The organism is Sphingomonas sp. 179-I 2A4 NHS (assembly GCF_045369135.1).
Lineage (GTDB): Bacteria > Pseudomonadota > Alphaproteobacteria > Sphingomonadales > Sphingomonadaceae > Sphingomonas.
The window spans coordinates 259,083-277,523 of sequence record NZ_JBIQFL010000001.1; the positions used below are offsets into that span (position 1 = coordinate 259,083).

The window sequence follows — 18,441 nt, forward strand, 5'->3', positions numbered from 1 at the left end:
TCCGTTTATCGCAAGGTTTACTGCGCGGTAACTTTATCGGGCGCACGTTTCGATTCGGGAGCCGGGGAGAAAACGGAGCCGCCATGTCACGCGTATCGCTAGCCTCTGCCGCCCTCGTGTTGGTCGCCATGGCGGCCTGCTCGACGAAGCCCAAGGTGATCGCGGAGGCGCCGCCACCGCCGCCGACGCCGGCCGTTCCGGTGTACATCACGCCGCCCTTGTCTCCGATCAACCGCGGCCTGAGCGATGCGGCGACCGTCTGGCACGTCCGGGTGGCGCTGAACGTCGCGGCCCTCGCCTGCCGCGGGACCGAGGAAGCCGGCATCATCCAGCGCTACAATGCCATGCTGGCGACGCACAAGGCGACGCTGGCGACGGCGCAAGCGACGCTGTCGGCGGAGTTCAAGGCGAGCGGCGGGGACTGGCAGGATCGCTATGACGATGCGATGACCCGCCTCTACAATTTCTTCTCGCAGGCGCAGGCACGCGATGCGTTCTGCACGGCCGCGGCGGCGACGCTGACGGAGACCGAACGGCTGCGCCCGGGCGAGCTGCAGAGCTTCGCCGCAGCTGTGCTGCCGACGCTGGACGCGCCATTCGCGGAAATGCTCGCGCCGCGACCGGTGATCGCCGCAGCGGCCCCCGCATCTGTGCCGGTCCATGCGTCGATCACGCCGCAGGTGGCGCGACCGCAGGCGTTACCGGTGTCGACACCGGCAACTGCGGCGCCTTTGCCGGCGCGCGCCGTCGCGACGCGCGTTGCCGCTGCGCCGGAGCCGGCGGTGGGTACCCGCGCACCGACACTGGCCCCGGCGCCGGTGAGCAAGCCGCTGCCCGCGGTGGCATCGCGCGCCGTGGTGCCGGCTGCCGGCGTCCGCACGGCGGCCGTGGCCGCTCCTGCCCCTGCCGCCCCTGCCGCTGCGGTCGGTACCCGCGCGCCGCGGCTGGAGCTCGACATGGCGGCGCTGCAGGACGAGGAGCCGGTCGCGCCGCGCCGTTGATCGCGCCCGCCCGGACGCTCAGCGAAGGGGTTACGCCGGGCAAGGCGTTGGGTTAACAGCGCGACATGGAGACCGGCCGCGCCGATCAGCCCGCCGAGGGGCGCTTCGACGGGTTCGAGCACCGTTTGCCGGTGCGCGTCTATTTCGAGGACACCGACCTGTCGGGCGTGGTCTATCACGCCAATTACCTGCGTTTCATGGAACGCGGGCGATCGGACATGCTTCGCCTGGTGGGCGTCAATCAGCGTGCGGTGCAGGAAGCGGGCGACGGCGCCTATGCCGTCGCCAGCCTGTCGATCCGCTACGCCGCGCCCGCGCGGCTCGATGACGCGCTGGTGGTGACGACGCGGGTGACGGCCGTGCGCGCGGCCAGCGTCTCCATTCATCAAAGAGTCATGCGTGACGCGCTTGTGCTGGCGGAGGCGGATGTGGTCGCCGCGCTGGTCGCCCCTTCGGGGCGGCCGCGCCGGCAACCGCGTGATTGGATCGACCGTTTCTCCGCACTTGTCGACAAAGGGGAAAACAGGCCTTGAACCCGTTCTTCAATACCGACGCTGCCACCCTCTCCCCGATCGCCTTGTTCCTGCAGGCCGATTGGGTGGTGAAGCTGGTGATGTTCGGGCTGCTTGCCGCGAGCATCTGGACTTGGGCGATCATCTTCATGTTCTGGCGCAAGCTGGGGCGGACGCGGAAGGCGACTGAGACGTTCGAGCGCGATTTCTGGAAGGCGGAGGATATCGACGCGTTCTACAAGACACGCGCCGATGCGGACCTGCCAAGCGCGCGGGTGTTTGCCGCGGGCGTCGCGGAGTGGCGGCGCTCGACCCAGGGCGCGGTGATCGATCGCGGCGGCACGCGCGAGCGGCTGGCGACGACGATGGGCGCGGCCGTGGCGAGCGAGATCGACAACCTGTCCGACCGGCTGAACATTCTGGCGACGGTCGGCTCGGTGGCGCCGTTCGTTGGCCTGTTCGGCACCGTGTGGGGCATCATGCGCAGCTTCACCAGCATCGCCAGCCAGCAGAACACCAGCCTTGCGGTCGTCGCGCCGGGCATTGCGGAGGCGCTGTTCGCGACCGCGATCGGCCTGTTCGCGGCGATCCCCGCGGTCATCGCCTACAACCGCTTCAGCCATGCCATCAACCGCATCGAAGCGCGGCTGAACCGCTTCGCCGACGGCTTCCACGCGACGCTTTCGCGCCAGCTCGACCGCGAGAAGTGAGGGGGTAGCCGATGGCCCTGCAACTTCCCTCGCAACGATCCGGCGGGCGCCGCGCGCCGATGGCGGAGATCAACGTCACGCCGCTCGTCGACGTGATGCTGGTGCTGCTGATCATCTTCATGGTGACGGCGCCGCTGCTGACCGCGGGCGTGCCGGTGAACCTGCCTGACAGCCGCGCCAAGCCGCTGGACCAGGACCAGCAGCCGACCGAGATTTCGCTCGACGCCGATGGCCAGATCTTCATCGCCAAGGAGGAGATCGCGCCGGACGCGCTGCCGGCGCGGCTGGATGCGATCGCGGCGCAATCGGGCGCGGGTGATCCGCCGCAGGTGTATCTGCGCGCCGACCGTGCGCTCGATTACGGCCGCGTGATGCGGGTGATGGGCGAGTTGAACCGCGCCGGGCTGAACCGCGTCGCGCTGGTGACGATCGGCGACGAGTAAGCGATGGATCAGACGGAGAAGGTCGGGCTTGGGGTTGCAGGGGCAGGACATCTGGTCCTGTTTGGGCTCTTGTCCGTCGGCTTCCTCTCGACGCCCAATCCCGAAAAGCTGAAGCAGCAGCCGATCGACGTCAGCCTCGTAAAGGACGTGGGGCTGGAGGCGACGGCGCCGCAAGCGGTGGAGGAGCCGGCGCAGTCGGTTGCCCCGGAAACGGGCGAGCCGGACGATGCGGCGCCGCCGGCGCCGGCCGAGCCTGAACCGGCACCCGAGCCCGAACCCGCGCCGCCGCAGCCCGCGCCGAAGCCCGAGCCGCCCAAGCCTGCACCCAAGGCTGCGCCCAAGCAGGAACCCAAGCCCAAGCCCGCGCCGCCCAAGCCGCAGCCTGCGCCCAAGCCGGCTGAAAAGCCGCAGCCCAAGCCCACGCCCAGGCCGAACCCGGCGGCGGAGCGCGAGGCGGCGAAGAAGGCCGCAGCGGCCGAGAATGCCGCGAAGGAAGCTGCCGCTGCCAAGGCGAAAGCTGCCGCAGAGGCGAAGGCGAAGGCCGCGGCCGATGCGCGCGCGAAGGCTGCAGCGGATGCCAAGGCAAAAGCTGCCGCAGCCGCCAAGGCGCGTGGATCGGGATCGGACAGCCAGTCCAAATCGGCAAAGCCGCGCGGTGGCCGGCTCGGCGATGACTTCCTGAAGGGCCTGACGACCGAGCCGTCGACGAGCCGCAGTCAGACGCCACGTGCGGCGAAGATCGATGCGACCGCCCTTGCATCGATCGTGCAGGCGATCGCGCGACAGATTCAGCCATGCGCCGATCGCCAGGTCGATCCGGGCCCCGGCGCGAACCAGATCGTGACGACGCTGAACCTGCGCCTGAACGAGAACGGCACGCTCGCCTCAACGCCAACGGTCGTCCGCCAGACCGGCATCACGCCCGAGAACGAGCGTTACGCCCAGCGCGTGAAGGACCTCGGCATCGCGGCGTTCAAGGGCTGTTCGCCGCTCAAGCTGCCGGCGGAATATTACGACACGCCCAGTGGCGGGTGGAACAACATCAACTTCAAGTGGAAGCTGCGGTGATGATCGAACCAACAACCGTTCGCCCTGAGCGTGTCGATGCGCGCGGAGACGCCGGCCTTGCAGCCCGTGGATCCGGCCGACCGGCCCGGGCGGGCGTGGCGGCGCTGTTCCTCGCGCTGCTCGCCGCGCCGGGCGTCGCGCAGGACGTGCCACCGACGCCGCTCAACGTGCCGACCGTCCAGGCGCCGGCGGCGGCTCCCGCGCAGACCGCCGGCGGCCCGCTGGAAGTGGACGTGACGGGCGGCATCTCGGCGCCGATGCCGATCGCCATCCCCTATATGCCGCCTGCCGCCGTCGCGCAGACGCCGGCGGGATCGACCGACGCGCTCGGCCGGCAGCTGGCGGAGATCGTGACCAACGACCTGCGCAACTCGGGCCTCTTCACGCCGCTGTCGCCGGCGCAGCTGCGCACCGTGATGTTCCCCGAAGTGCAGGCACCGGCGTTCAGCTATTGGGGCGGCACGGGCGCGCAGGCGCTGGTGCAGGGCTATATCCGCGCCAATGGCGACGGCACGCTGACGGTCGGCTGCTATCTGTTCGACGTGTCGGCGCAAACCGAACTGATGCGCCAGGGCTTCGTGGTGCCACCGTCCGACTGGCGACGTGCGGCGCACAAATGCGCCGACATGGTCTACACCCGCCTGACCGGCGAAGGACCGTATTTCGACAGCCGCGTCGTCTACGTCTCCGAGACGGGGCCGAAGGGCAAGCGCATCAAGCGGCTGTCGATCATGGATCAGGACGGCGCCAACCACCGCTTCCTGACCAACGGCCAGTCGATCGTGCTGACGCCGCGCTTCTCGCCGAACCAGCAGTCGATCGTGTACATGAGCTATGTCGGCCGGGTGCCGGCGATCTATGTCTACGAGATCGGCAGCGGACGGCAGCGGCTGGTGGTGCAGAATGTCGCCACGACCTTCGCACCGCGCTTCTCGCCGGACGGCCGCTGGATCCTGTTCTCGATGGCGACCGGCGGCAACACGGACCTCTATCGCGTGCCCGCTGCCGGCGGCACGCCGCAGCGGCTGACCAATTCGCCGGGCATCGATACCGGCGGCAGCTATTCCCCCGACGGCAGCAAGATCGTGTTCGAGAGCGATCGTTCGGGTGGACAGCAATTGTACGTGATGAACGCCGATGGTTCGAACCAGCAGCGCATCAGCTTCGGCGGCGGCCGCTACGGCACGCCGGCCTGGAGCCCGCGCGGTGACCTGATCGCGTTCACGCGCATGTCGGGCGGCTTCCGCATCGGCATCATGAACACCAGCGGCGGAGGCGAGAAGATCCTCACCAACGGCTGGCATGACGAGGGCCCGAGCTGGGCGCCGAACGGCCGCGTGCTGATGTTCTATCGCTCCGCACAGGGGCGCAGCGGCAAGGCGGATCTGTGGTCGGTGGACCTGACCGGCGTCAACGAACGCCGCGTGCCGACGCCGCTCGACGGCTCCGACCCCTCATGGGGTCCGCTGCGGCCGTAAAGCTGTTATGGGGGTGAGATACGGGGTGCAGAAATGGGAGAAAGAAGAATGGCGAGACTGACGACCACCATCCTGCTCGCGACGGCGCTTGTCACGACCGCGGCCTGCTCGAAGAAGCGGCCCGAAGTGCTGCCGCCGGCGCCGGGCGAGGCGCCGCAGGGCCCGACCGGCCCGACCGGCCCGAGCGATGGCGCGGTCATCCCGGGCTCGTCCGAGGACTTCAAGCGCTCGGTTACCAGCGACACGATCAACTTCGGCCTCGACATGTACGACATCGACGGCACGGCGCGCGGCATCCTCGACAGCCAGGTGGTTTGGCTGCAGCGCTATCCGAACGTGCGGGTGACGATCGAAGGCCATGCCGACGAGCGCGGCACGCGCGAGTACAACCTGGCGCTGGGCGATCGCCGCGCGAATTCGGCGAAGAACTATCTCGTCGCGCGTGGCATCTCGCCGTCGCGCATCACGACCATCAGCTACGGCAAGGAGCGGCCGCTGGCACTTGGCTCCGACGAGGAGAGCTGGGCGCAGAACCGCCGCGCGGTGACCGTCGTCCTGAACTGACGATATGAGGGCGCCGGCCCGATAGGGGCCGGCGCCCGTTTGCCGCGACCTGCTGGGCGGAGGGACGGCCGCGGCAAATCCCTCAGGCGGCGCCGACGGACGGCGCGATCACCATAACGGTCAGCAGGAAGCCGGCGAGCAGCGCCGGGAAGAAGCTTGGACGGTGCATGGCGCGTCTCCTTTCGTGAGGAGGCAGGTGCCATCGCCCGGTGTGGGCGTCAGCCGCCGTGCGATCGGCGGGGCGGGGCTGCGACCAAGGTGCCGGTGGCCGCGACGAAGCGGCGGGATCGGCGCCGCTACCGCTTCAGCCGATGGCGAACGTCGCCGACATGCTGCGGGCCGACACGGACGCTCGCTCCTGATTTCAGCACCAATGTGGTGTGGCGGCCGATCTGGTTGATCGCCTGCACCGCGTCCGGCCGCACGAAGGCGGAGCGGTGGACGCGCATCAGCTGCGCCGGATCGAGCGCGCCTTCCAGCGCCCCCATCGTGACGCGGATCATGTAGCTGCGCTCCGCCGTGTGGAGCAGCGCATAATCCTTGGCCGCCTCGATCCACTCGATCGCGTCGACCGCGACGCGCACCTGGCCGCGGCCGGTGGGGATCCAGAATTCGGTCTGATAGCCGCCGCCCGGCATCTCCGCGGGCGCGGTCTGCGGTTCCGAGGCCGGCGTACTCGTCGTGGCGACGCGCCGAAGCACGGAGCGCACGCGCGCGAGCAGTTCGCGCGGCTCGAACGGCTTCATCATGTAATCGTCCGCGCCAAGCTCCAGCCCCACCACGCGGTCGATCACGTCCTGCCGTGCCGTCAGCATGATGATGCCGATCGGCTTGCCGGTGGCGCGCAGCCGGCGCGCGATCGAGAAGCCGTCCTCTTCGGGCATGGTGACGTCGAGCACGACGAGATCGGCCGGACGCTCCGCCAGGATGGCGTCGAGCGCGCGGCCGCCATCCGCCTCCGACACATCGAGGCCCTGGTCCGCGAGATAGGCGGCGGTCGGCTCCCGCAGATCCTCTTCGTCATCGACCAGGACGATGTGGGGAATGGCGTCGCTCATCTTTGCTCCATCTGGTCAAGGAAGCGGCGCACCGCCTCGGGTACGAAGGGTTTTTCCAGCACCGGGCGCTGCATCTCGGCAATGAAGCGCGCGGCAGCAGCACCAAGCGTGTCGCCGGTGGCGAAGGCGACGCGTGAGGCGAGATCCGGCCGCTCTGCGCGCACGAAGTCATAGAGCGCGGGCCCGTCCATGTCGGGCATGCGCAGATCACTGACGATGAGGTCATAGTCGCCGCCGGCGAGCCGCGACTTGGCCGCCAGCCCGCCAACCGCAATGTCGCAGGTGAAGCCCTCGAGCGAAAGGAAGTCGGCGAGCGATTCGGCAATTTCGGCCTCGTCATCGATCACCAGTGCGCGCCGCTGCGGCGGGGGCGGCGGCTCGGCCGCGCTCGGCTCGGCACGGCCCAGCATCTGCTGCGGATCGACCGGCAGCGTCAGGCGGAAGGTGGCGCCGGTGCGGGTGGGCAGCAGCGTCAGCCGCCCGCCGTGCGCCTCCGCCAGGCCTTGCGAGAACGAGAGGCCGACACCGGTGCCTTCGCCTTGCGTCTTGGTGGTGAAGAAGGGTTCGAAGATCCGCCGGCGCGCGTCGGCCGGGACGCCGGGGCCATTGTCCGCCACGTCGAGCACCACCGTCATCGGCTCCGGCCCCCGGGCGGTGGTGATCCGCACCACACGCTCGCCGATCCCGCCATGGCCGACGAGCGCATGCTGGGCGTTGATCAACAGGTTGATGATGATCTGGTGGAGCTGATCGGCATCGGCGGCGATCTGCGGCAAGGCGGGGTCAAAAGCGCGTTCGATGCGGATCCCCTCCGTCCGGAGGCCGAATTCGGCGAGGTCCAGCGCAGCGATCGCGACCTGGTTCAGATCGACCGGCTGGCGTTCCGGCTGCTTGGCCCGGGCCATGGCGAGGAAGGTCTGGACGATGCGCGCGCAGCGATCGGCCGCCTTGCGGATCTTGAACGCGCGGTCCGCGAGGTCACCTCCCTTCGCTTGGCGCTCCATCATCACCGCCTGGGCGACGACGATCGACAGGGGGTTGTTTAGCTCGTGGCTGACCCCGGCGAGAAGCGAGCCGAGCGCCGAGAGCTTCTCCGTCTGATACAGCGCCTCACGGCTGCGCTCGAGCGCTTCCTCGGCATGGGCGCGCTCCAGGGTGGCCCAGGTCCGGTCCGCGATCTCGCGCAGCAGGCGCACCTCGTTGGGGCGCCAGGCGCGCGGCTCGGCCTGCTGCATCGACAGGATGGCGACGATCCGCCCCGCGCGCGTCAGCGTGACGCTGCTCAGCGCGCCGATGCCGATGCTTTCGAACAGCGGGCGATTTCGTTCATCGAAGCGATCATCGGTGGCGATGTCGTCGATCACGACGGGTGTGCCGGTGAAGTGGCTGTCGAGCAGGCGATCACCAAGCTGCGCGAAGGGGAAGCGCTGCCCGAGCAGCGCCGGCGTGCCGTCCCGGGTCCATTCACGCACCACGTGAAGCGCGTGCCCTTCCTCGTCACTCTCGGAATAATTGGCGCGCGATACGCCGAGATACCGCCCGACCCATTCCAGCGTGATGTCGAGGATTGCGTGCGCGCGGCTTTCGTCGCGGACGAGATCGCTCCAGCCGATCAGGAAGGCCTGATCGCGTTCGCGCTGGCGCAGTTCGGCGAGCGCGCGGGCGCGATCGAGCGCGATCCACAGCCGTTCCGATACGTCGCGGATCAGCTGGATCTCGGATTGGCGCCAGCCACGCGGATGACGCGACTGGGCGGAAAGCGAGGCGCGCATCTCGCCTTCGACGATCAGCGGCACCGTGACGAAGGCACGGACCTCGATTTCGGCATAATAAGCCTCGCGCCCCGGCAGCACGCGCGGATCGCCGACGATGTCATCGTAGCGGATCACGTGACCCGCACGCCATTGGTCGGCAATCGTCTGGGATACCTGCGCGACCGAGAAGCGCCGCCCGACGACGCTGCTGACGCCGTCGCACCAGTTGGCCACCACGACGAACTCGCCGTCGGGCCCGGTGTTGATCGAATAGGTGGTGCGCGTGATGCCGAGGTGGCGGGTGAGCCGCTCGAGCGTTGCCGCCATCACCTGATCGGCGGTGCTGAGCTGCCGCAGCTGATCGCTCCATTCGACGAGGAACGCCTGATTGCGTTCGCGTTCGAGCAGCGATGCCTCGGCGCGCGCGCGTTCCAGCATCGTCCAGAGGCGATCGGCAACCTCGCGCAGGAGCTGCAGTTCGCGCTCCGACCAGTCGCGGGCGCTGCGATCCTGCACCGAGAGCAAGGCGCAGGTCGTGCCGCTGCGCACCATCGGCACTGCCGCGAAAGTGGCGGCGTCGACGGCGTGGTAGCGGGCGCGGGCCGCCTCGTCGAAGCGGGGATCCGAATCCACGTCCCGCGACATCACGGTCTCGCCGGCGAGATACGATGACTCCACCGCATCGCTCACGGCAGGCCGCGGCGACGCGCGGGTGGCGCCGACCGTGTCGCGCCATTCGTGCAGGACAGTAAAACCACCGTTCGCCTCCGGCTCGGCGAAATTGGCCCGCGCGGTGCCGAGGTGGCCGGCGAGAGCGGCAAGCGTCGTGGCGAGGATCGCGTCAGGATCCGTCTCGGCGCGCAGCCGGTCGCTCCAGGCGATGACGAACGCCTGATCCCGTTCTCGCCGGGCAAGTTCAGCCTGGGTGCGGGCGCGCTCCAGTGCGTTCCATGTCCGCTCCCCCATGTCGCGGATCAGCGCGATCTCGCGGGCCTTCCACGCCCGCGGCGCGCGTGACTGGACCGAGAGGATCGCGGCAACGCCGCCGTCGCGGATCAGCGGGATGCTGACGAAGGCGGCGATGTCGCGCTCGGCGTAGATCGGCAGGTCCTTGGGGTCGGTGCGCGGATCGCTGGCGACATCATCGTAACGGACGATCTCGCCCGCGATCCATTCGCGCTGCGCCCGCGTGCCGATCGCCTCCAGCGAGACACGGGTACCGATCAGGCTGGGGCAGCCATCGCACCAGTCCCAGCGGGTGGTGAAGACGCGGTCGTCATGATCGAATTCCGAATAGGTGACGCGCGTCGTGCCGAGATGGCGGCCGAGCCGCTCCATCGTATCCAGCATGATGTCGTCGGGTTCGGAAAGGCCGCGCAGCGCATCGGTCCAGTCGACCAGGAATGCCTGGTCGCGCTCACGCGCCTTCAGCGATTGCTCGGCGCGTGCCCGTTCGAGCATGCCCCACATCCGGTCCGCTACCTCGCCGACCAGCGCGGCCTCTGCCGGATGCCAGCGGCGCGGGCTGTTCTGGTCGATCGCGAGGATCGCCTGCACCACGCCGCCGCGTGCCAGCGGGACGCCGATCCGCGCGACGATGCCGGTCTCGGCAAAGCGGCGCCGCGCCTCGGCGGAGAAGCGATGATCCTTCGACAGATCCTCGCTGACCATCATCTCGCCGGCGAGATAGGCGCTGCGCACCATCGGGCTGAGGTTCGCCGCGGGCCAGGAATAGCCGAGCACCGAGGGGCGGCCCGGCGCCCATTCCGCGATGACGGTGTAACGCCCGTCGCCGGCGGGACCGACCGGATCGAGTTCGATCGTCGAGCAGGTGGTGCTGGTCGCGCCGAGGTGGCCGCCGAGCATGGTGAGCGTGATCTGGGTGATCGCGGCCGGATCGAGCGCGGCGCGGACGCGATCATTCCAGCGGATGAGGAAGGCCTGTTCGCGCTCGCGTGCCTTCAGCGCCTCCTCGGCGCGGGCGCGGGTGAGCGTTGCCCAGGTGCGCTCGGCTACCGCCTCCACCAGTGCGATCTCCGCCGGCGACCAGTGGCGGGGGAGGTGGTGCTGGACGATCAATATGCCGTCGAGCCGGCCCGCCTTCACGAGCGGCACCGAGATGCCGGAACGCACGCCGATCGCCGCCATATAATCCCGCGTGCCAACGGTGATCGGGCCGCCCAAAGTCGAGAAATCTTCGGTAATGATGGTCTCGCCGCGGGCAAAAGCGGCGAACAACGCGTCGAAGGCGGCGGGGAAACGGCGCGTATTGTCCGCCTGTGGCAGCAGATCGGCGAGGCCACGCCGGATGCTGATCATCGGCCCCTCGGAAGAGGGCTCCGCTTCGCTGTAAAGGACGCGGGTGGCGCCGAGATGCGCCTTCAGCATGTCCGCGACCGTCGCCAGGATGATCGCCGGTTCGGTTTCGTCGCGGATCGCGTCGGACAGGCCGCGCAGGAAAATCTCGTGTTCGGTGCGCGCGGCCTGGCCACTCAGATCGAACTGGATGCCGCACCAGCGCGTGATCGCGCCGTTCGCGTCGCGGATCGGCACGGTGCGGGTGAGGAGCGGGCGATAGATGCCGTCGAGCCCGTGCATCCGCACCGTCGTTTCGAGCGGCAAGCCCTCGCGCGTGGACCGGGAGTAGAGCCGCATCGCCTCCCGGCGGTCCTCGGGATGGATGGTGCGGCTGGGATCGCGCACCGCATCGCCATAATAAGCGCGGCCGGCACGGTTCATCCAATAGCCAAAGCCATCGGGATCGGCGAGCCAGCAGATCCCGGGCATGTTGTCGGCCAGGAGGCGGAACTGCTCCTCGCTTTCGCGCAGCCTGGCGAGCGTGCGCGCCTGCTCGAGCGCCGCCCAGGTGCGCGCGCCGGTCTGCGCGACGAGCGCGATCTCATCCTCCGCCCAGACGCGCGGTTCATGATGATTGGCGGAGAAGAGCGCGACGAAGCGACCATCGTGGATCAGCGGCACCGACAAGGTGGCGCGGCAGTGGGTGGCGCGCAGGCTGGCGCGCTCCGCCTCCGTCAGATCAAGGCCATCAACGTCGGTGGCGGCGATCGTGCGGCCGCGGACATATTCGCGCACCAGCCCGGAATCGCGGTGCAGCGGACGGCGGCCCACCATCGTGGCGAGCCCGTCGGTCCGGTCATGAAGGACGACGAACTCGTCCCCCTCCACCTCGCCATAGCCGACGCGGCTGACGCCCAGGTACCGGGCGATGGTTTCGCACACGATCGCGAGGATCGCTGCCGGCGGGCGTTCAGCGGCAAACTGTTCCGACAGCCACAGCTTTACCGCCTCGACAGAATCGAGCGCAGGTGGTGACGCTGCGGTGGCGTTCTGCGCGCGCATTCCTCCGCTCGTATCCATCTGTCCCCCCCCGGAGGCGCAGCTTAGCATCACGTGGCCGAGTCGCGCATAGGGCGCGCGTCGCACGCTGGCCGGCGCCGCCGACGGGGCAGGCACCTTCGTCGAGCTTTCGTCGCACTCGTCGCAAGTTACGCGGCAGGTGTCGGCGGGCAGGGGAAACAGCTCCCTGATGCAACGCCACTTTTCGCCGCCCGGCTTCGATTCTTCCATTTTGGACTTTTCTATCGGTTGCTTTGGCGGGATTTGCCGCGATCGGCTGGCGGGGCCGCTTGTCGCGTTCAGCATGGCGTGGCCCGACCTAAACGTCGGCGTCCACGAGATGGGTTTTGCCGAGTTGCCGGGGGGCGTGGCGTCCGGCCGGCTGGCGCTGGCGCTGCGCCCCGGCGCTGGTGTCGAAGGTTTTGCGAGCGTAGAATTATGGCCTGACAGGGCGGTGGTGGCGATGGCGCCGGATCATCCGCTGGCAGCAGCGCCCGACATCACGATCGACCAACTCGCGGATGCAGTCCTGCTGGTGTCGCGCGATCGTGCGCGCGAGCAATTGCACCGCTTCCTGATCGACCGGCTGTTCCCGAAGGTTGCGGCGCCAGCCACGCGGATCGTGGCGGATGCGCGGCGGTCCCAACTGCTGGCGCGGGTCGCGGCCGGGGAGGGCCTGGCGCTGCTGTGCGAAAGCCAGGTCGACGCGGCGATGGCGCAGCTGGCGGTGCGCCCAGTCACGGGGGATGCGGCGCAATTCCGGGTTCGTGCCCTATGGCTGGAGGCGCGGCGGGACGCACCCCTCTCGACGCTGATCGAGCAGTTGGAGCAGAGCCGCGAGGGGTGGTTCGTTTAGCGCGCGGCGCCGGTGATCTTGCGGTCGAGCCATGCGGCGGCGGCTTCCGGGCTTGTCTTATCGGCATCGCGATCGACCATGTAGTTCGCCTCCCGCATCGCCTCGACCGGGATGCGGCCGACGAGCGGGCGAAGCGCGTCGAGGAGGGCGGCATCGTCGCGGCGCCGCGGCGCGACCAGCAGGATCGCGTCATAGCCCGGGATCGCGCGCTTCGGATCGCTGAGCACGGTCAGGCGATCGGCCGCGATACGCCCGTCCGAGGAGAAGGCGCTGATCACGTCCGCCCGCCCGCTGGCGACCGCGCGGTACATGAAGGTCGGGCTGTAGGGCGTCATGCTGGCAAAGCGCAGCGGGTAGGCGCGACGGACGGCGGCCCATTCGGGACGGTCTAGGAACTCCAGATCAGCGCCGAGCGCGAGCGCCGGGGCATGGGTGACGAGATCATCGAGCGAGGCGATGTTCAGGCGCCGCGCGTCGGAGCTGCGCATCGCAAAGGCATAAGCGTTCTCGAAGCCGAGCGGGCCGAGCAGCGTCACATCGTGGGTGTCGCGCGCCCAATCCGTGATGGCGCGAACCTGATCGGCGCGCGGCGGCACGTCGCTGCGCTTCATCTGCCCGGTCCAGATCGTGCCGGCATAATCGACATAGACGTCGATCGTGTTGCCGGCGACTGCGCCGAAGGCGACGGCCGATCCAAGGCCATCACGATATGCGACCTCATAGCCGGCTGCGCGCAGGCGATCCCCGATCAGCCGGGCGAGGATATATTGCTCCGAGAAGTTCTTGGCGCCGATCACCACCGTCCGATGCGCGCCGCTGCGCCACAGCGGCGTCGTTGCGGCGAGCGTCGCGAGACCGAGCAGCGCAAGCGATGCGGCTGCGATCCAGCGACGGCGAGTAGCGACGCCATATTGCGCGAGGCCGAGCAGCGCATCGACGCCAAGCGCGAGACCCGCGGCGGCAATGCAGCCAGCGAGGACGAGCGGCCACGATTGCGTCTGCAGCCCGGCGAAGATGAGGTCGCCGAGGCTCGGCTGGCCGACGGTGGTGGAGAGGGTGGCGGCACCGATCGTCCACACCGCGGCGGTGCGGATGCCGGCCATCGCAAGCGGAAGGACGAGCGGCGCCTCCACCAGCCGGCGCTTCTGCCAGCGCGTCATGCCGATGCCGTCGGCCGCCTCGACCACGGCGGGATCCAGCCCCTGCAGCCCGGTGACGACGTTCCGCAGGATCGGCAACAGCGCGTAGAGCGTGAGCGCGAGCAGCGACGGCAGGAAGCCGAGCGCGGGGACGCCGCCGATCCACAGCAGCACGGGATAGAAAAGCGCGAGCAGCGCGAGGCTGGGGACCGTCTGGACGAGGCTGGCAAAGCCGAGCGCGACGCGGGCGGCGGCGGGCCGGTGTGCCGACCAGAAGCCGAGCGGCACGGCAATCGCGATACCCAGCACCAGCGCCGTGATGGCGAGCAGCAAATGCTGCGCCGCGAGTTCGGGAACGCGCGTCCACGCCTCGCTCACCGCGCGAGCCCTGCGATACGTTCGGCCTGGGTGCGCGGCACGGCGACCAGCGCCTGCGCCGCCTCGCCACCGCCGCCGGCGAGAAGCGTGGCGGGTGTCTCATCGGCGACGATCCGGCCGTGCTGCATGACGAGGATGCGATCGGCGAGGAGAAGCGCCTCCGCCATATCGTGCGTCACCATGATGGTGGTGAGGCCGAGGCGGGAGTGGAGCGCGTGGACCGCGTCACCAAGCGCGGCGCGGGTGACGGGATCGAGCGCGCCGAACGGCTCGTCCATCAGCATCAGGCGCGGGCCGGCGACGAGCGCGCGGGCGACTCCGACGCGCTGGCGCTGGCCGCCGGAAAGCTCGGCCGGGAGGCGCGCAGCGAGATTGCGCGGCAGGTCGACGAGATCGAGCATCGCGCCGACGCGATCCGCTGCCGGCTGGCGCGCAATGCGCATTGGCAGCGCAATGTTCTCCGCAACCGTCAGGTGCGGGAACAGCCCGACATTCTGGAAGACATAGCCGATGGCGCGGCGCAGTGCGGGCAGGGGCTGCGCCGCGACGTCCTCGCCATCGATCGCGACGTGGCCTGCGCTGGGGACAACAAGGCGGTTGATCGTCTTGAGCAACGTCGACTTGCCCGATCCAGACGTTCCGACCAGCGCAACGAAGCTTCCCCCGGCGATCGTGAGTGATACGTCGTCGACCGCCGCAGCGCCGGCGGCGTAACGCTTCGATACGCCGTGGAAGGCGACCGTGGGGCCGGGCGATTCCGCTGGCATCGCCCCGGAGGATGCGGGATGCGGCAGGGCAGGTCAAATAAGAGAGCTTGGGACATGAAGGCGATCCTCATCACCGGTGGCGGCTCCGGCATCGGCCGGGCAGTGGCGCAGCTGTTTGCGACGCGCGGCTGGCGCGTTGGACTGGCGGACCGGGACCCGGCGGGGCTGGTCGACACGGCAGCGACGCTGCCGACCGACCGGACGACGAGCCATGTGATGGACGTGCGATCGCCGGAGGACTGGGAAGAAGTGCTGGCCGAGTTCGTCGGTGCCAGCGGGGGGCGGCTGGACGTGTTATTCAACAACGCCGGAGTCGCCGTCGGCGGGCCTTTCGGCGCGACCTCGCTCGAGGATCTCGACCGCGCGCTGGACGTGAACCTGAAGGGCGTCGTCTATGGCGCGCGGCTGGCCTATCCGTTTCTTGCCGCGACGCCGGGGGCGTGCCTGCTCAACACGGCGTCAGCCGCCGGCATCTATGGCACCGCCGGGGCGGCGGTCTATTCGGCCACCAAGTTCGGCGTTCGCGGGCTGACCGAGGCGCTCGACGCCGAATGGGCAGCGGACGGCATCCGCGTACGCAGCCTGATGCCGGGCTTCATCGACACGCCGCTGTTGCAGGCCGGCGTCGGCGGATCGAACCGCAGCGTGCGCGAGACGGTGGTGGAGGCGGGGCTCGAGTTCACCCCCGTTGAGACGGTGGCCGAGGCCGCCTGGGCGGCGGTGCATGGCGAGCGCATGCACACGCTGGTCGGCAAGACGGCACGCCGCCTCGCCTTCGCCTCGCGCTGGATGCCCGGATCGCTGCGCAAGCGGATGCGGGGCGGGCGGGGGCTGTGACCGGCTGGCTTTGAGTCGCAAGCAAATATCGTCCTTGTGAACTGCCGCATTAAGAGTCTGCAATGTATTCTGGGGCTTGTTGCTGTCCACCGAGCGTGGCACGCAAGAGTTTCTGCTTCAGAAGGGCGCTACATGAGATCGGCATATGCGATGATGACCATCGCGCTCACAGTATTTCCATCGACGATCATTGCGGCTCAGGCACCCCGAATGTTGCCGTTGCGCTTGTCGCCCGCCCAAGCTGTCATGAACGCCGCCGAGATGCCGAGCGGCGTTGGCGGCGTGTTCGAAATGGTCGTGCGAGCAACGGGCAGGCAAGGATCGTTTCTGTATCTCAATTCTGAAACTGACTATCGCGATCCCCGAAACCTGTCGATCGTTGTCACTCCGTCAGAGGAACGTGCCCTGGCTGAGCGGCTTGGTCGCCCGGTTGAAAATGCAGTCCTGGGAAAGGTGATCGCTGTCAGGGGTCGCCAAGAAAACGAGAATCGACTTTTTGGCTAAAGGGCGCCCCACGGGTAAATATTATTACCAGACTCATCTTAGCCTCAGGTCAGCACGCGATCTCACCATTGAAGGAGAGCGCCCGACTTTCTGAGTGGGCATGACACGGGGATTTCCGTCGGCTGACGGGGGCACTTCCCCGTGGGATTTCGGCCCGTTCCTCTATCTGCTGTCGGCCTCAGGACCGATGAGGTCCGCGGGGAACGGGGCCGTTGGGCGGCTGACGCTCAGGTCGCCTTCTTCGGCTTGCGCGGCTTGGGTGTCGGCAGCTCAGCCGCGGTAATGCGCAGCAGTTCGCCGAGCCATGTGGCATCGTCCCACCGATCGGCTTCGATCAGTAAATTTGGCTTCGCGCCCGGGTAGGGCGGCGCTTCCGACACAGGCTCGGCATGGCTGCGGCCGGAGGCGGTTGGCTTCAGGTACAGCTGATCGTCGCAGACCGTGCCGATCATCTTGCCGTCGAGGTACACGCCGTACTCACCGAACATCGGCTTGGCGGTCACTTCCCCGGCACCAGCAGCCTGCGCGATCAGATGTTCAATCGTGCGGTGCTGCGTTGCCATGAAGCGAGCCTAACAGTGGGACATCGCGACGAACAGGGTGCCCCGCCGGTCAGCCGATCAGCAGGCCGGCGAGCGCGGCGGAGAGGAGGTTCGCGAGGCTGCCAGCAAGAAGCGCGCGGATGCCGAGCTTGGCGATCATCGGCCGCTGGTTGGGGGCGAGATTGCCGGTCACCGCCATCTGGATCGCGATGGAGGAGAAGTTTGCAAAGCCGCACAAGGCGAAGGTGACAATCGCGACGGTGCGCTCGGACAGCTCGCCCGCCTGCCGGCCGAGATCTATATAGGCGACGAATTCGTTCAGCACGATCTTCTGGCCGAACATGCCGCCGGCGCGCAGTGCCTCGTCCCACGGCACGTTGATGAGGAACATCACCGGCGCAAAGGCATAGCCGAGGATCTGCTGGAAGCTGAGATCGGGATAGCCGAACAGGCCGCCGATGCCGCCGAGGATGCCGTTGGCGAGCGCGACTAGGGCGACGAACGCCAGCACCATCGCGCCGACCGCGACCGCGAGGCGGACGCCGGTCTGCGCGCCCTGCGCGGCGGCCATGATGATGTTGGCGGGTGCCTCCTCGTCATGGGTCGCTTGCGGCATCGGTTCGCCAGGCGCGAGCTCGTTCGGCAGCGCGGCGATGCTCGCGCCGGCGAGCCGTGACTCGGAGACCAGGATCTCGCGGTCAGCATCGGGCAGGTCGCCGAGCGGCAATTCGCCCTCCGGCGGCACGGTGCGGTCCGGCATGATGATCTTTGCCATCAGGATGCCGGCGGGAGCGGCCATGAAGCTGGCGGCGAGGAGATAGTCGATACGGATGCCCATCGAGGCATAGGCCGCGAGGATCGTGCCCGCGACGCCGGCCATGCCGCTGGTCATCACGGTGAACAGCTGCGGCGGGGTGAGGCCGGCGAGATAGGGGCGGATGACGAGCGGCGATTCGGACTGGCCGACGAAGACGTTGGCCGCCGCGCACAGGCTTTCCACCTTGGAAACGCCGATCACCTTTTCCAGCGCGCCGCCCAGCCAGCGGACGACGAGCTGCATGATGCCGAGGTAATAAAGGATCGAAACAAGGCTGGCGAAGAAGATGATCACCGGCAGCGCGGCGATCGCGAAGCTGTTGCCGCCGATCTCCGGCGAGGCGAGCGGGCCGAAGAGAAAGTCGACGCCGGCCTTGGCATAGCCGAGCAGGTTGGAGACACCCGCAGACATGGTGGCGAGCACGCGCTTGCCCCAGTCGACGTAGAGCACCATCACCGCGATCCCGACCTGAAGCGCAAAGGCGCTGATCACCACGCGCGGGCGGATCGCGCGGCGATCGGTCGACAGCGCGACGGCGAGCGCAAGAATGACGGCAATACCGGCAATGCCGATGAGAAAGCGGCTCAAGTGCGACAAGTCCCCGTTCGGGCGGAACCTGGCCGCCGGATTCTTTTTCCGTGCGCCATCATAGGGAA

The 18,441-nt window shown here is 68.6% G+C and carries 16 protein-coding genes; 10 read left to right on the forward strand and 6 right to left on the reverse strand.

The genetic code is table 11. The annotated features are described in order from the left end of the window. Positions 1-83: 83 nt before the first annotated feature. The 7 genes from ACH0CP_RS01175 (at position 84) to pal (ending at position 5,776) form a co-directional block, all read left to right on the forward strand. Positions 84-1,001: a hypothetical protein gene (locus ACH0CP_RS01175; protein WP_294444946.1), complete on the forward strand. Its 918-nt coding sequence runs from the start codon at positions 84-86 to the stop codon at positions 999-1,001. Positions 1,002-1,066: 65 nt separating this feature from the next. Continuing rightward, positions 1,067-1,534 carry a tol-pal system-associated acyl-CoA thioesterase gene (gene ybgC / locus ACH0CP_RS01180; protein WP_294444945.1) on the forward strand — a complete coding sequence of 156 codons (468 nt, stop codon included), beginning with the start codon at positions 1,067-1,069 and terminating at the stop codon, positions 1,532-1,534. Continuing rightward, the gene (gene tolQ, locus ACH0CP_RS01185) at positions 1,531-2,223 is read left to right on the forward strand and encodes a protein TolQ (protein ID WP_294444944.1); all 693 of its coding nucleotides are present in this window, start codon (positions 1,531-1,533) and stop codon (positions 2,221-2,223) included. The genes ybgC and tolQ overlap by 4 nt, the downstream gene beginning before the upstream one ends. 11 nt (positions 2,224-2,234) lie before the next feature. Beyond that, positions 2,235-2,666 carry a protein TolR gene (gene tolR / locus ACH0CP_RS01190; RefSeq protein ID WP_294444943.1) on the forward strand — a complete coding sequence of 144 codons (432 nt, stop codon included), beginning with the start codon at positions 2,235-2,237 and terminating at the stop codon, positions 2,664-2,666. Positions 2,667-2,669: 3 nt separating this feature from the next. After that, positions 2,670-3,734 carry a cell envelope biogenesis protein TolA gene (locus tag ACH0CP_RS01195; RefSeq protein WP_294444942.1) on the forward strand — a complete coding sequence of 355 codons (1,065 nt, stop codon included), beginning with the start codon at positions 2,670-2,672 and terminating at the stop codon, positions 3,732-3,734. Further along, positions 3,734-5,212, forward strand: coding sequence for a Tol-Pal system beta propeller repeat protein TolB (gene tolB, locus ACH0CP_RS01200; RefSeq protein ID WP_406875404.1), 1,479 nt, complete (start codon positions 3,734-3,736; stop codon positions 5,210-5,212). The genes ACH0CP_RS01195 and tolB overlap by 1 nt, the downstream gene beginning before the upstream one ends. A gap of 48 nt (positions 5,213-5,260) precedes the next feature. Then, positions 5,261-5,776, forward strand: coding sequence for a peptidoglycan-associated lipoprotein Pal (gene pal, locus ACH0CP_RS01205; protein WP_294443364.1), 516 nt, complete (start codon positions 5,261-5,263; stop codon positions 5,774-5,776). 296 nt (positions 5,777-6,072) lie between these two features. Here pal and ACH0CP_RS01210 read toward each other — a convergent pair whose 3' ends face one another. After that, a complete protein-coding gene (locus tag ACH0CP_RS01210; protein ID WP_294443363.1) occupies positions 6,073-6,834 on the reverse strand; it encodes a LytTR family DNA-binding domain-containing protein in 762 nt (253 codons plus the stop codon). After that, the gene (locus ACH0CP_RS01215; RefSeq protein WP_294443362.1) at positions 6,831-11,948 is read right to left on the reverse strand and encodes a GAF domain-containing protein; all 5,118 of its coding nucleotides are present in this window, start codon (positions 11,946-11,948) and stop codon (positions 6,831-6,833) included. The genes ACH0CP_RS01210 and ACH0CP_RS01215 overlap by 4 nt, the downstream gene beginning before the upstream one ends. 187 nt (positions 11,949-12,135) lie before the next feature. On the opposite strand from ACH0CP_RS01215, the gene ACH0CP_RS01220 reads away from it, so the two are divergent. Further along, a complete protein-coding gene (locus ACH0CP_RS01220; RefSeq protein ID WP_294443367.1) occupies positions 12,136-12,801 on the forward strand; it encodes a LysR family substrate-binding domain-containing protein in 666 nt (221 codons plus the stop codon). On the opposite strand, the gene ACH0CP_RS01225 is transcribed toward ACH0CP_RS01220, so the two are convergent. Next, complete coding sequence (locus ACH0CP_RS01225; RefSeq protein ID WP_294443361.1) at positions 12,798-14,318, reverse strand: ABC transporter permease/substrate-binding protein; 1,521 nt, start codon at positions 14,316-14,318, stop codon at positions 12,798-12,800. The genes ACH0CP_RS01220 and ACH0CP_RS01225 overlap by 4 nt on opposite strands. Then, positions 14,315-15,085: an ATP-binding cassette domain-containing protein gene (locus tag ACH0CP_RS01230; protein WP_294443360.1), complete on the reverse strand. Its 771-nt coding sequence runs from the start codon at positions 15,083-15,085 to the stop codon at positions 14,315-14,317. The genes ACH0CP_RS01225 and ACH0CP_RS01230 overlap by 4 nt, the downstream gene beginning before the upstream one ends. A gap of 54 nt (positions 15,086-15,139) precedes the next feature. Between ACH0CP_RS01230 and ACH0CP_RS01235 the strand changes: the two genes are divergently transcribed. Next, positions 15,140-15,922 carry an SDR family oxidoreductase gene (locus tag ACH0CP_RS01235; RefSeq protein ID WP_294443359.1) on the forward strand — a complete coding sequence of 261 codons (783 nt, stop codon included), beginning with the start codon at positions 15,140-15,142 and terminating at the stop codon, positions 15,920-15,922. Positions 15,923-16,075: 153 nt separating this feature from the next. Then, positions 16,076-16,426, forward strand: coding sequence for a hypothetical protein (locus ACH0CP_RS01240; RefSeq protein ID WP_294443358.1), 351 nt, complete (start codon positions 16,076-16,078; stop codon positions 16,424-16,426). 227 nt (positions 16,427-16,653) lie between these two features. Here ACH0CP_RS01240 and ACH0CP_RS01245 read toward each other — a convergent pair whose 3' ends face one another. Next, positions 16,654-16,989 (reverse strand): TfoX/Sxy family protein, encoded by a 336-nt coding sequence (locus ACH0CP_RS01245; RefSeq protein WP_294443357.1) that lies wholly within the window; start codon positions 16,987-16,989, stop codon positions 16,654-16,656. A gap of 49 nt (positions 16,990-17,038) precedes the next feature. Continuing rightward, positions 17,039-18,373: a NupC/NupG family nucleoside CNT transporter gene (locus ACH0CP_RS01250; RefSeq protein ID WP_294443356.1), complete on the reverse strand. Its 1,335-nt coding sequence runs from the start codon at positions 18,371-18,373 to the stop codon at positions 17,039-17,041. Between the last annotated feature and the right edge of the window lie 68 nt (positions 18,374-18,441).